Annotated in this window: 13 protein-coding genes; 9 read left to right on the top strand and 4 right to left on the bottom strand. The window is 74.6% G+C overall.

What is annotated here, in order from left to right:
* Positions 1-83: 83 nt before the first annotated feature.
* The 3 genes from AC07AW_RS28765 (at position 84) to AC07AW_RS28755 (ending at position 2,674) form a co-directional block, all read left to right on the top strand.
* Entirely contained in the window at positions 84-1,436 is a 1,353-nt protein-coding gene (locus tag AC07AW_RS28765; protein WP_478818363.1) for a YhgE/Pip domain-containing protein, read from the top strand.
* Positions 1,437-1,506: 70 nt separating this feature from the next.
* Complete coding sequence (locus AC07AW_RS28760; RefSeq protein ID WP_478818362.1) at positions 1,507-2,142, top strand: nucleoside/nucleotide kinase family protein; 636 nt, start codon at positions 1,507-1,509, stop codon at positions 2,140-2,142.
* A gap of 22 nt (positions 2,143-2,164) precedes the next feature.
* Positions 2,165-2,674 (top strand): YcxB family protein, encoded by a 510-nt coding sequence (locus AC07AW_RS28755; RefSeq protein ID WP_478818361.1) that lies wholly within the window; start codon positions 2,165-2,167, stop codon positions 2,672-2,674.
* A gap of 94 nt (positions 2,675-2,768) precedes the next feature.
* On the opposite strand, the gene AC07AW_RS28750 is transcribed toward AC07AW_RS28755, so the two are convergent.
* A complete protein-coding gene (locus tag AC07AW_RS28750) occupies positions 2,769-3,506 on the bottom strand; it encodes a CTP synthase C-terminal region-related (seleno)protein (protein ID WP_478818360.1) in 738 nt (245 codons plus the stop codon).
* A gap of 96 nt (positions 3,507-3,602) precedes the next feature.
* Between AC07AW_RS28750 and AC07AW_RS28745 the strand changes: the two genes are divergently transcribed.
* From AC07AW_RS28745 to AC07AW_RS28730, 4 genes are all read left to right on the top strand, one after another.
* Positions 3,603-4,127 (top strand): tetratricopeptide repeat protein, encoded by a 525-nt coding sequence (locus AC07AW_RS28745; protein ID WP_478818359.1) that lies wholly within the window; start codon positions 3,603-3,605, stop codon positions 4,125-4,127.
* Between the two features lie 4 nt (positions 4,128-4,131).
* Positions 4,132-5,013 carry a LysR family transcriptional regulator gene (locus AC07AW_RS28740; RefSeq protein WP_478818358.1) on the top strand — a complete coding sequence of 294 codons (882 nt, stop codon included), beginning with the start codon at positions 4,132-4,134 and terminating at the stop codon, positions 5,011-5,013.
* A 49-nt stretch (positions 5,014-5,062) separates the two neighbouring features.
* Positions 5,063-6,022 (top strand): DUF1444 domain-containing protein, encoded by a 960-nt coding sequence (locus AC07AW_RS28735; protein WP_478818357.1) that lies wholly within the window; start codon positions 5,063-5,065, stop codon positions 6,020-6,022.
* Positions 6,023-6,127: 105 nt separating this feature from the next.
* Positions 6,128-7,270: an aminopeptidase P family protein gene (locus tag AC07AW_RS28730; protein WP_478818356.1), complete on the top strand. Its 1,143-nt coding sequence runs from the start codon at positions 6,128-6,130 to the stop codon at positions 7,268-7,270.
* 7 nt (positions 7,271-7,277) lie between these two features.
* On the opposite strand, the gene AC07AW_RS28725 is transcribed toward AC07AW_RS28730, so the two are convergent.
* The 3 genes from AC07AW_RS28725 to AC07AW_RS28715 are packed head-to-tail and all read right to left on the bottom strand — an operon-like array spanning position 7,278 to position 10,941.
* Complete coding sequence (locus tag AC07AW_RS28725) at positions 7,278-8,132, bottom strand: alpha/beta fold hydrolase (protein WP_478818355.1); 855 nt, start codon at positions 8,130-8,132, stop codon at positions 7,278-7,280.
* Positions 8,133-8,168: 36 nt separating this feature from the next.
* Positions 8,169-9,920 (bottom strand): malto-oligosyltrehalose trehalohydrolase, encoded by a 1,752-nt coding sequence (treZ, locus tag AC07AW_RS28720; RefSeq protein ID WP_478818613.1) that lies wholly within the window; start codon positions 9,918-9,920, stop codon positions 8,169-8,171.
* A 55-nt stretch (positions 9,921-9,975) separates the two neighbouring features.
* Positions 9,976-10,941, bottom strand: coding sequence for a GNAT family N-acetyltransferase (locus tag AC07AW_RS28715; RefSeq protein ID WP_478818612.1), 966 nt, complete (start codon positions 10,939-10,941; stop codon positions 9,976-9,978).
* A 319-nt stretch (positions 10,942-11,260) separates the two neighbouring features.
* Here AC07AW_RS28715 and AC07AW_RS28710 point away from each other — a divergent pair, with 319 nt between their 5' ends.
* Both AC07AW_RS28710 and AC07AW_RS28705 read left to right on the top strand, forming a co-directional pair.
* On the top strand, positions 11,261-11,809 hold the full coding sequence (locus AC07AW_RS28710) for an FHA domain-containing protein (RefSeq protein ID WP_369147217.1): 549 nt from the start codon (positions 11,261-11,263) through the stop codon (positions 11,807-11,809).
* 131 nt (positions 11,810-11,940) lie between these two features.
* Positions 11,941-13,110 carry a cytochrome P450 gene (locus AC07AW_RS28705; RefSeq protein WP_478818354.1) on the top strand — a complete coding sequence of 390 codons (1,170 nt, stop codon included), beginning with the start codon at positions 11,941-11,943 and terminating at the stop codon, positions 13,108-13,110.
* Positions 13,111-13,116 lie beyond the last annotated feature (6 nt).

Genomic DNA, 13,116 nt, shown 5'->3' with positions numbered 1-13,116 from the left:
TAGTGCCACTCTCTAGTTAGAAAGTGAAGGTTTCTTAGGTGTCGCCGACCAGCGACGACACCCCACCGAAGCGGGAGCCCTGCATGTCCGAACCCACCCACCTGCTGCGCGTGAGCGCACGCGGACTGCTGCGCCGGCGTGGCGTGTGGCTGCCGTCGGCGGTGATCCTCGGCCTGCTGTCGTTCGTCCTGTCCCTGCTCTACCTGGGCGCCAACAACGACCCGGTCGGCTCGACGAAGGACCTGCCGATCGCCCTGGTCAACACGGACCGGGGCACCCAGGTGGCCGGGAAGCGGATCGACCTCGGCGCACAGATCACCACGAAGATCACCGGATCGGCCGACCTCAAGGAGAAGGTCGACTGGAAGCAGGTCGACCGCCGCACCGCCGACGACCTGCTCGCCCGCGGCAAGGTGTTCGGCGCCCTCGTCATCCCCGACGACTTCTCCGCCTCCGTGGCCGCACTCGCCGGGCCCGCGCAGCGCACGCCGCATCCGCCGACCATGACGGTCCTGACCAACCCCGCCGCCGGAAGCTTCGGCTCCTCCATGGCCACCGAGATCAACCGCAAGGTCGTCGAGACCACCTCCGCGGAGGTCGGCAAGCAACTGGGCCGGGCGGCGGCCGCACACAGGCCCGCACCGGGCTCCACGGGCCACACCGCCACCGCGCACGCCGCACCCGCACCGGGCGCCGCCGCGCAGCTGATGATCGCCGACCCGGTGCACCTCTCCGTCCAGGAGGGCCACCCCCTCGGGCAGCACAGCGGGCTCGGCCTGAGCGCCTTCTTCTACGCGCTCATCCTCGTCCTCGGCGGCATGCTCGGCGCCAACGTCATCCACACCCAGGTCGACACCGCACTCGGGTACATCGCCAGCGACAAGGGTCCGTTCCGCGTCGTCAAGCCCGTCCAGCACGCCACCCGGGTGCACCACTTCCTGGTCTGCTCGGCACTCATGGTCGCCCTGTCGATGCTGACCTCCGCGCTCGCCATGACCGCGGCCGTCGGCGTCATCGGCATCGACGCCTCCCACCTGCCCCTGCTCTGGCTCTTCGGCACCTGCGCCACGGCCGCCATGGGCATCACCGCGCTCGCCCTCCTCGCCGTCTTCGGCACCCCGGGCCCGCTCGTCTCCATGCTGGTCCTGATCGGTCTCGCCATCCCGTCCGCCGGCGCCACCATCCCGATCCAGGCACTCCCGGACTTCTACCGCTTCCTCGCCGGGTTCGAACCGTTCCGTCAGGTCGTCGACGGCGTCCGGTCCATCCTCTACTTCGGGGCCCGGACCGACGCCGGACTCGGCCGCGCCTGGACCATGGTCGGCATCGGCTTCGCCGTGTCGCTCGCCCTCGGCCTCGCCCTCACGCGCCTGTACGACCGCCGGGGCCTGCACCGCGCGACTCCCCACCTGACACACCCGGTCCCGGTGGGCTGAGCCCAGGACCCGGCGTCGCGGGGCAGACGGGAAGGTGACGACCGGCCCCAGGAGCGGCGGCGGTGCGAGAATGCGCCGCATGGACGCACAGGAGTTCGACCGGCTCGCCGTACGGGCGCGGGCGCTCGCCGTGCCGGGGCAGCGCCGGGTCCTCGGGATCGCCGGGGCGCCCGGGGCCGGGAAGTCCACGCTCGCCGCGCGGCTCGTCGCCCGGCTCGACGGGCTCGCCGCGCTCGTACCGATGGACGGGTTCCATCTGGCACAGGCCGAGCTCGAGCGGCTCGGGCGGGCCGGTCGCAAGGGCGCGCCGGACACCTTCGACGCCGCCGGGTACACCGCGCTCCTCGCCCGGCTCCGTACCCCCGTCCCCGGCACCACCGTGTACGCCCCGGCCTTCGACCGCTCCCTGGAGGAGCCCGTCGCCGGGGCGATACCCGTCGCGCCCGAGATCCCGCTCGTCGTCACCGAGGGCAACTACCTCCTGCACGACGAGGGCGCCTGGGCCGGCGTCCTGCCCCTTCTCGACGAGGCCTGGTACCTGGACCTGGACGCCCGCCGCCGCGTCCCCCGGCTCGTCGAGCGGCACGTCCGGTTCGGCAAGGACCGGGCCCACGCCGAGCGCTGGGTCCACGACTCCGACGAGGCCAACGCCCGCCTGGTGGCCCGCGGCCGGGGCCGCGCCCACGTGGTCGTGAGGATGAGTTAGCCCGGCACTACGATCCCAGCCCATGGACATGGACACGGACACGGACAAGGTCGAGCTCGCCTACCGGCCCACCCGGGCCGACATACTCACCGGCGTCCTCGTGCGCGAGCGCCTCCGCCGTCTCCACCTGGTCCGGTGGGGGTTCACCGCCCTCTTCGGGGCCGGTGCCCTGCTGACCCTCGCCTCGCGGCAGCCCTCCGCGGTGTCGTTCGTGCTCGCCGTCTTCTGCGCCGTCCTGATCTGGTCGATGCCCCGCCTCCAGGCCCACCACGTGCTGCGCACGGTCTCCTGGCAGGGCGAGTACCGCGCGACCGTGAGCGGGACCGGGATCACGGTCGAGACCGCGCACGTGTCGCTCCTCCAGCGCTGGTCGGTCTTCCGCGGCCACCGCGAGACCCGCGACCACCTGGTGCTCCTCAGCCGCGACCCGAACATCCTGCTCGTGGAGGTGCTGCCGCTGCGCGGGCTGACCTCCCCGGAGGAGGCGGAGCGGCTGCGCGCACTGGTGGGCCGACAGCTGCCTCCGCTCTGAGCGGGCCCGCGGAGGGGCGCTGCCAGCCGATCGGTTCCTGGCACGCCCCCGCCACGACCAGGGCCTAGTGCCCCCCGCCCGGCACGCCCCATCGCTACGCCGCCCGGCGCCCCCCGCCCGCGTGCTCCGTCGCCGCCATCGCCAGCGCCCGGATCAACGGGTGCGGACGGGTGCCGTCGCCCGCCAGTTCCGGCTGGAACAGGGTCGCCAGGAAGAAGGGGTGCGAGGGGAGTTCGACGACGCGGATGCGACCCTCCTCGTCCGCGCCCGTGAAGCGGAGGCCCTTGGCCCGCAGGGTGTCCAGGTGACGGCTGTCGAAGCCGTAGTTGCACTGGTACCGCTCCGTCGTCCGCTCCGCGCCGAGCGCCTTCTCGGCGAGCGACCCGGGGGTGACCCGTACGACCCCCTCGTGGCCCACGAGCGAGCAGGCGAGCGGCGCGATCAGCAGGTCGTCCGGGTCCGCCGACGGGTCGTACTCGGCGTGCGCCGCCCGCTCCAGGCCGCAGACGTCCCGCGCGTACTCGATCAGGGCGTGATGGAAGCCGGCGCAGGTGCCGAGGAACGGGATGCCTTCCTCGCGGGCCGTGCGGATCGCGGCCAGCGCCCCCGCCTCGCTCGCGTACGGGCTCCCCGGGAGCAGCCACACCGCGTCGAAGCCCTTCACCGAGCCCAGGGACTGCGCTTCGGCCGTCGGGATCCAGTACGCGTCGAGGACGAGCCCGTCCCGCTGCGCGAGGGCGTCGAGGAGGACGGGGATGCGGACGTGCGCGCCGACGTGCGGGGAGCGGTCGCCGACCAGGGCGATCCGGGGCGTGTGCGGGGGTGTGTTCATGGCAGTCATGCTCGTCGGGCGGTCCCGTTCACGTCCAACGATGATTGCTGCTCCTGCCATCGCGGACGCTTATCCTCACCCCGCTAGGGTGGCCGTATGACGAACGATCACGACTGGGAGTCCCGCGTCACCGCCCTCTGGGAGCGTCTCGACGACCTCGAACCCGCCGACTTCCGCGCCCGCGTCGCCGCCCTCGCCGCCGAGCGGCCCTCCGACGACGCGGCCGCCGTCTTCGAGCAGGGCGCCGCCCACGACTCCACCGGCATGCCGGAAGAGGCCGTCGTCCACTACCAGCGGGCCCTGGGGCTCGGCCTCACCGGGCTGCGCCGCCGCCGGGCCGTCATCCAGCTCGCCAGCAGCCTGCGCAACCTCGGCCGCCCCGACCGCAGCGTCGAACTCCTCACCGCCGAGCGCGACATCCCCGCCGAGCGGCTCGACGCCGACGAGCAGGCCCTCTCCGCCGCCGTCGACGCCTTCCTCGCCCTCGCCCTCGCCGACACCGGCCGCGACCGCGAGGCCGCCTCCCTCGCCCTCGGCGCCCTCGCACCCCTGCTGCCCCGCTACAACCGCTCCCTCGCGTACTACGCCAAGGACCTCCTGAAGACCCCCTTCGGGTCCTGAACGGGTGGACCCGCACCTCCTCCGCACGTACGTCACCGTCGCCCGGCTCGCCTCCTTCTCCGAGGCCGCGCGCGACCTCGGCTACACCCAGTCCGCCGTCTCCCAGCACATCGCCGCCCTGGAGAGCGACCTCGGACTGGCCCTGCTCACCCGGCGGCCCGTCGCCCCCACCCCGGCCGGGGAGCGGCTCCTCGAACACGCCGGGGCGCTGCTGCTCCGCCTCGACGCGGCCCGCGCCGACCTCGACCGGTTCTCCGCCGCGCCCCGCGCGACTCTGGACGTCGCCGCCTCCCCGCTCGCCCTCACCGCCCGTACCCTGGCTGCCCTGCCCGCCACCGGCGTCACCCTGCGCGCCCTGCCCCGCGAGCGGGTGCCCGTCGCCGTCGCCACCGGCGAGGCCGACGCCGGGCTCGTCGACGGGATCGCCGCGCCCAGCGACCCGCTGCGGCTCACGGACGTCGCCCCGCTCGCCGCGACCCGCGTCGCCGAGGAGCCCCTCGCCGTCGTCCTGCCCGCCCACCACCCGCTCGCCGGCCGCCCCGGGCTTCGCCTCGACGACCTCGTCGACGCCCGCTGGCTGGACGCGCCCGACGCCGGGATCTCCCTGGACCGGCTGCGGGCCGTCCACGGCGGGCCTGCCGGGCGCGGCTTCCGCGACGCCCTGCGCTACGAGGGCACCGACACCCGCACCCTCGGGGCCCTCGCCGCCGCCGGGCGCGGTCTGGCCCTGCTTCCGCTGCCCGCGGCGCGGAGCGTCCCGGGCGCGGCCGCCGTCCCCCTGGTCGCGCCCCGCCTCGTCCACCGCACCGAACTCCTCCTCCCGGCGGGTACGGGCCGCGAACCGTCCGGCCCGGTGGCCGAGTTCGCCCGACGGCTCAAGGGCTGACATCCGCAGTCGCTACCCTGTGCGCAACGGCGACGGAAGGCGGACGGGTGTGAGGTGGCTGCGACGAGGACCCCGGCGGGACGGCGACGACGCACCGAGGGACCCCGAGTTCGCGTACTTCTCCGAGCGGGAGGCCGCGCTCTTCCGCGGCCGGGTCCGTGAGACCTTCGCCGAACTCGGCCTGGAGGTCACCGTCTACGCCGACCACGTCGTCGACGACAAGGGCCGCCGCTACGGCCTCGGCAACCTCGCCGCCGTCTGCCACCAGGACCGCCGCGGCCCCCGCGTCTGGCCCGGCACGATCCACCGTCACATCGGTCTCGTCGTCCGCGCCATGGAGGGACCCTCCGCGCTCGACACCCTGCGGCCCGAGCAGATCCGCGCCCAGCTCTACCCCCGGGTCGTCAGCGGCGACGGCATCGACGCCGGCGCCTTCGGCTACGCCAGGACGGTCGCCCCCGGGCTCTACGAGATCCTCGCCCTCGACCTGCCGGAGAGCGTCATGATGCTCACCGACGAGGCACTCGAACGGCTCGGGGACCACGCGCAGCTCCGCGACCGGGCCCTGCGCAATCTGCGCGGGCTGCCCGTCGAGGAGCACGAGACGGTCCGCGACGCCGACGGCATGTGCTTCGAGATCATCCTCGGCGACTCCTTCTACACCGCCAGCCGCGTCCTCGACCTCGACGGCGTCGTCCAGCGCGTCACCGGCCTCCCGCTCGGCGAGCACGGCGCCCTCGTCGCCCTGCCCTTCCGGCACCAGCTCGCCTTCCACCCCATCCGCGACACCTCGATCATCCCGGCCCTCGGCGCGATGGCCTCCTTCGCCGCCGCCGGGTACGAGGACGTGCCGGGCGCCATCAGCCCGTACGTCTTCTGGTGGCGCGACGGCACCCTCACGCAGCTCAGCGAGCACGACGAGGAGCGGGGCGACCTGCGGATCGTCGTCGGCGACGACTTCCACGAGCTCCTGGAACGGCTCATCGCCCAGGGCCCCGACCGCCGCTGATCCGGTCACGCCCGTCCGGTATCCGGTCGCGCCCCGCGCCCCCGCCCGGCAGGATGCTGTACGTCGTACCGGACGAGGCCGTCGAGAAATCGAGGAGAAGCCACCATGTCGAGCACGGACGCCCCCGAACAGGTCGTGCCCTTCACCGCGGACGACTACCGGGCCCGGATGGCCCGTGCCGCCGAGTCCGCCGCCGCCGCCGGACTCGCGGGCGTGCTCGTCGCCCCCGGCCCCGACCTGGTCTACCTCACCGGCTACCAGCCGACCGCGATCACCGAGCGGCTCACCGTCCTCGTCCTCGCCGCCGGCCGGGAACCGGTGCTCGTCGTCCCGACCCTGGAGGCCCCCGACGCCGAGAAGGCCACCGGGGCCGCCGCGCTCACCCTGCGCGACTGGACCGACGGCAAGGACCCCTACGCGGTCACCGCCCCGCTCCTCGACGGCGACGGCCGCTTCGGCGTCAGCGACAACGCCTGGGCCATGCACCTCCTCGGCCTCCAGCAGGCGCTGCCCGGCACCTCGTACGTCTCCCTCACCGAGGCCCTGCCGATGCTCCGGGGCGTCAAGGACGCCCACGAGCTCGCCCGGATCGCGGCCGCCGGAGCCGCCGCCGACCAGGCGTACGGCGAGATCCTCAAGGTCCGCTTCGCCGGCCGCAAGGAGACCGACGTCGCCGCCGACCTCGCCCGGCTCCTCATGGAGTTCGGCCACTCCCAGGTCGACTTCACCGTCGTCGGCTCAGGACCCAACGGAGCCAACCCGCACCACGAGGCCGGCGACCGGGTCATCGAGCGCGGCGACATGGTCGTCCTCGACTTCGGCGGCCTCAAGCACGGCTACGGCTCCGACACCACCCGCACCGTCCACGTCGGCGAGCCCACCGACGAGGAGCGCCGCGTCCACGACCTCGTCCGCGAGGCCCAGCAGGCCGGCTTCGAGGCGGTACGCCCCGGCGTCGCCTGTCAGGAGGTCGACCGGGCGGCCCGCAAGGTCATCACGGACGCCGGGTACGGCGAGTACTTCATCCACCGCACCGGCCACGGCATCGGCGTCACCACGCACGAACCGCCGTACATGATCGAGGGCGAGGAGCTCCCGATCGTCCCCGGCATGTGCTTCTCCATCGAACCCGGCGTCTACCTCCCGGGCCGCTTCGGCGTCCGCATCGAGGACATCGTCACCGCGACCGAGGACGGCGGGGGCCGCCGCTTCAACAACACCCCGCACGAGATGGCCGTCGTCGAGTAGGCCGTGCCTACGCGGTGGGGGAGACCAGGGCGGCGATCCGCTCCGGGAACTCCTCCACCACCAGGTGCCCCGCGTCCGGTACGACTCCGAGCTCCGCGCCGCCCAGGCGGGCGCGGACCGCCGGCCGCAACCGCTCCGGCGGCAGGAACACATCGTGCTCCCCGGTCACGGCCGCCGTCGGCGCCTTCCGGGCGCGCCGCTCGGCGAGCCCGGGCGCCCCGCTGGACCGGGCGTGCCGGGCGACGAGCGTCATCCACTCCACCAGCTCCGCCCGGGGCTCGTGCCCGGGCGCGAGCATCGCCCGCAGCAGCCGCGCGCTGCGCGCGGGCGTGGGCCGCAGGAACCAGGCGGCCGAGGCGGCGAGCAGCGCGGGCGGAAGACGCAGCGAGGACAGGCCGCCGGGGGAGACCAGGACCAGCCGCTCGACGGGCGCGGAGGAGGCGGACAGGGCGATCGCCGCGCCGAAGGAGTGCCCGAGGACCGTGACGGGCCGCCCGCCGCAGGTCTCCGCCACGGCCTCGTCCAGCCAGGTCCCGTACCAGCTCAACTTCCCGTCGGCGAGGCCGCGTTCGCCGGAGCTCAGCCCCGGCTGGCCGGGCACGTCGAGCAGGACGACCCGGTGGCCGGCCGCGAGCAGCGCGTCGGCCAGCGGCAGGGAAGCGGCGGCGTTGAAGTTGGTGCCGGGAACGAGGACGACCGTCGTCCCCGCCGGCCCGGGGGAGCCCGCCGTCACCGCGTGCGTCGCCGCGCCCGCCGCGCCGAAGACGTCCCGCTCGTGCGGCACAGGCCACGCGTCGAGCCGGTCGAAGCACCAGCCCCGTATCTGCTCCCGGCCGGCCTCGCTGCGGTAGATGGAGGTCATCGGGAGAGCGTATCCACCGGTCGACGCCCGGCGGTGTCAGCCGTCCGTGAGGACGATCGCCGACTCGCCGGGGAGGCGGAGGAAGCCGTCCGACGCCGGGCCCTCGACCGCGTCCCAGGCGGCCAGGACCCGGTCGCGGCCGTTGGAGCCGAGCGGGATCACCGCCGGCTCCTTGCCCAGGTTCACGGCCACCCGCAGGACCCCGCGCCGGAAGACGAGCCAGCGGGCCTCCTCGTCGAAGGCCACCTTCACGCCCGCCAGGTCCGGGTCCGTCAGGTCGGGCAGGGTGCGGCGCAGCGCGATGAGCTGGCGGTGCCAGGCGAGGAGCCGCTTGTGCGGGTCCCGCTCGCGTTCCGTCCGGTCCAGGACCGACCGGTCCCGGGTGGCCGGCTCCTGGGGGTCGGGGACCTCGTCCTCGGACCAGCCGTGCGCCGCGAACTCCCGCTTCCGGCCCCGCCGTACGGCCTCCGCCAGCTCCGGGTCCGTGTGGTCGGTGAAGTACATCCAGGGAGTGCCCGCCCCCCACTCCTCGCCCATGAACAGCATCGGCACCGAAGGGCCGGTGAGGACGAGCGTCGCCGCGCAGGCGAGCAGACCGGGGGAGAGGGAGGCCGAGAGACGGTCGCCGAGGGCCCGGTTGCCGACCTGGTCGTGCGTCTGGGCGTACCCCAGGAAGCGGTGGGCGGGGGTGCGTTCGCGGTCCACCGGACGCCCGTGGTGGCGGCCACGGAACGTCGAGTACGTGCCGTCGTGGAAGAAGACGCGGGTGAGCGTCTTGGCGAGCGCCGCCATCGGGGCGCGCGCGAAGTCCCCGTAGTAGCCCTGGGACTCGCCGGTCAGGGCGGTGTGCAGGGCGTGGTGGAAGTCGTCGTTCCACTGGGCGTGCACGCCGAGCCCGCCCAGCGTGCGCGGGGTGGTCGTGCGCGGGTCGGCGAGGTCGGACTCGGCGATCAGGAAGTGCTGGCGGCCCTGCTCCTTCGCCAACGCGTCCACGGCGGCGGACAGTTCCTCCAGGAAGGTCAGGGCCCGCGTGTCGGCCAGGGCGTGCACCGCGTCGAGCCGCAGCCCGTCGATCCGGTAGTCCCGCAGCCAGGCGAGCGCGCTCCCCAGGAAGTACGCCCGCACCTCGTCCGAACCCGGCGCGTCCAGGTTCACCGCCGCGCCCCACGGCGTTTGGTGGCTGTCGGTGAAGTACGGCCCGAAGGACGGGAGATGGTTGCCGGACGGGCCCAGGTGGTTGTGCACCACGTCGAGGACCACACCCATGCCGAGCCCGTGCGCCGCGTCCGTGAACCGCTTCAGCGCCTCGGGCCCGCCGTACGGCTCGTGCACCGCCCATGGCGCCACCCCGTCGTACCCCCAGCCCCGCACCCCGGGGAACGGGCACAGCGGCATCAGCTCCACGTGGGTGATGCCGAGGCCCGCGAGCTCCCCGAGCCGCCCGGCCGCCGCGTCGAGCGTGCCCTCCGGGGTGAAGGTGCCGATGTGCAGCTCGTACAGGACGGCGCCGCGCAGCCGCAGGCGCGGGGAGTCGTGGCCCCAGGCGTACGCCGAGTGGTCGACGACCGCGCTCAGCCCGTCGGGCCCGTCGGGCAGCCGGCGCGAGCGCGGGTCCGGCAGCACGGGACCGCCGTCGAGCGAGAAGCCGTACCGGTCGCCGTCCCCGGCGGGCACGACCCCCGACCACCAGCCGTCCCGCTCCGCGTCCCGGTCCAGGGGATGGTCGGAGCCGTTCAGCTCCAGCGTCACCCGGTCACGGGCGCTCGGCGCCCACACCTCGAAGAGCACGGGAATCCCCTCGTCGACGGTCACTCAAGGACGGCTACCGCGACCATCCTGGCAGTCAGGACCCCGACTCGCCCGGCGCGTCCCACACGTAGTTGATCGCGTGCTCGAACGCCACGTAACCCGCACGGGCGAAGGACGCCGCCATCGGCACGTTCCCCAGGTCCGTCGCCGCCCGGATCCTGGGCACGTCGGCGGCGGCCAGGATCCGGGTCCCCTCCGCCAGGATGTCGTCGATGTACCCGTGCCCGCGGTGGGCGGGCAGCACACCGATGTACGCGATGGTGTGGTGGTAGTTGTTCCGCGCGGGGACGACGAAGCCGACCGGCTCGCCGGACTCCGGCAGCTCGGCGACCCGCCACCACGCGCGCGGCGAGGAGTACGTCCCGAGCTCCTCGTCGTAGTGCAGCTCCGCCGCCTCCCGCGCCGACAGGCCGGAGGCCAGATCGGCCCGGCCGTGCGCGTCGAGCGTGCCCTCCATGACCGGCGTCATCAGGGCGAGGAGGTCCTCGCGGTCCCGCACGGGACGGAACGCGAGACGGCCCTTCGGCTCCGGTACGGGGGTGCCGGGCCGCCACTCCAGACGCAGCCGCTCGACCAGCGGACGCGCGCCCGTGCGCTCCAGGACGGAGAACAGGGACTCCAAGCGGGCCCGGCTCTCCGGGACCTCGCGCCAGTCCGCCGGGATGAACCGCCCGAACTCGGGGCGCGGCGCACCCGCCGGGACCACCGCGGCCGTCGCCGTCGTCAGGAGCCGCAGACCGACCTCGGCGCGCTCCTCCGCGTCCAGCTCGGGGGCGAGGTCGAAGAAGTCGAGCGCCTGCGGTGCCTCGCCCGCCGCGTGGGTCCACCAGGCGAGCCGGCCGACGACCCGCTCGCCGTCGAGGGCCACCCACATCCAGGCGGGGAGGCGGCGGCCGGTGGCGAGGTCCTCGGCGAGCTCGTGGTCGAGCTGGTACGTGAGGCGGAGGAAGAGGTCGAGTTCCTCGGGCCCGGCGAGCGGGCGGACGGAGAGGCCGGGCACGAGGGAGGAGGGAACCGCGGCGGCGCGGCGCGGGTCGTGCTCGTCGGGGTGCGGGTTGTGCTTGTGGTGGTGCGGGTCGTGCCGGTCGTGCTCGTCGTGCGGGTCGTGCTCGTGGTGGTGCGGGTCGTGCGGGTCGTGCTCGTGGTGATGCGGGTCGTGCGTGGACGAAGAAGACGTGGTCACGTCGTGTTTCCCCCTGGGGATCTCTGGTGTGGAGACCGCAGACCGTAACAGCGACCCTGCCGTTGCCGGTACGGAGTTTCCCCAGGCCCGGGGCCCTTCTGGACACGTCGGGGCCGACGGACCGACAATCTCGGGTGTGACGACCCCTTTCGAGCTTCCGGCGAACTCCCCTCGGCTGACCGACGCCGAGCGGGACCGCGCGCTGGTGCTGCTCCGTGAGGGCGCCGCCCAGGGCCGCCTCTCGCACGACACCTTCCTCTTCCGGATGGAGCGGGCGCTCCAGGCCCGCCGGCCAGACGAACTCGCCCTGCTCACCGCCGACCTGCGGACCGAGGGCACCTGGACCCGGCGGGTGGTCGGCGCGGTCGAGCGGATGTCCGCGTTCACCGCGCGGATCGGGCGCGCCTGGAGTGCGGAGCGGCTGCCGAAGCTGCTCCTGCCGCACCCCGGCCCGCACCCGCTGCGGATCGGGCGCGACCCGGTCAACGGGCTGCGGCTCAGCCACGAGACGGCCTCCCGTCTGCACGCCGAACTCTCGCTCCAGGGCGGTCTGTGGGTGCTCCGCGACCTCGGGTCGACGAACGGCACCACCGTCAACGGGCGGCGGGTCACCGGCGCCGTGGTGGTGCGGGCCGGGGACGTGGTCGGCTTCGGCCAGATGTCGTTCCGACTGTCGGTCGACTGAGCGGGCCCCCGGGGATCTTCACTCGTTCGGCGGTATGCGGCGGGCGGTGGGGCCCGCGCGGTGATGGGCTGGACAGACGCGGGCCGTGATCTCCGGCCGCGGTACCCACCGCCGATCGACAGGGGGGCGAGATGAGCGACGCGCCGAACCGCGAGCCGAACCGCGGCATACGGAGCGAGCGGCCGGAGGAGCCGGAGGAGCCGGGCGACCCGTGGACCCGCCTGCCGTCGATGGCCCCGGCCACACCGTCGGCACCTTCGGGCACGACCCGTACGACGACGGAGTCCGGCGCCGGCGCCCCGGACCGTACGCCCGGCCCCGGCCCCCTCCCCGGCCACGTGCGCCCGCTCGTCGACCGTGCCGCCGCCGGGCCCGTCCCGCCCGGTGGGCGGACCGTCGCGCCGAGCCCCCTCGACCCCGGTGCCTCGTGGGACCCGCACGGGATCCACCGGACCCTGCGCGAGGAGTTCCCGCTCACGTACGACCCGTTGCTGCGGGCCTGGGTCCTCAGCCGGTACGCGGACGTGGCCGCCGCCCTCACCGACGCGCGCTTCACGCACGGGCACCGGCCCGGTGACCCGCCGTGCGCGCGGGCCCACGTCGACGTCGACGTCGGGGCCCTGCGCGCGGTCACCGAACGCACCGCCTACGTCCTGGCCCGCCGGATCTCCGAACGGCCCCGGGCCGACCTGGTCGCCGACTTCTGCCACTGGCTGCCCGCCGGCACCGTCGCCGCGGCCGTCGGCGTGCCCTACCGCGACATGATGCGGCTCGTCCGCGGCCGCGCGGCCGGCGCGCTGGCGGGGGAGTGCGGCGGCCAGATCGCCGTACGGGAGAAGGCGCTCGCCTCCTTCCTCGGCAACGTCCTCGCGGACCCCGACCAGGTCGCCGCCCTCCGTGACGCGCCCGCCGGTCTCGTCGCCCGCGCCTGGACCGAGTCGCTGCGCCGGGACCCGCCCGTGCAGATCGCCGTGCGCCGCACGAGCGCCGAGGTGCCGGTGAGCGGCGGGGTCGTCCCGGCGGGCGCGTCCGTCGCGCTGCTCGTCGGCTCGGCGGGCCGCGACCCGGAGCGTTTCCGCGAGCCCGACCGCTTCGACCCGTTCCGGGACGACCCGGGGCAGCTCACGTACGGGTCGGGGTTCTGCCCGGCGGTCCTGCTCGCCGGGTTCGAGGCGGAGTACGCACTGCGGGCCCTCTTCACGGCCATGCCCCGGCTGCGTCTGGCCGACGGCTTCCGCTCCGCACCCATGGGGCTCATCACACGGGCCCCCCGGAGTCTCATCGTCCGGCCGGGCGGCTGAGGGTCC

It is taken from the genome of Streptomyces sp. NPDC044003 (assembly GCF_056435185.1).
The sequence above is the reverse complement of the archived record's forward strand: the minus strand, read 5'-3'. Positions and strand labels throughout refer to the sequence as shown.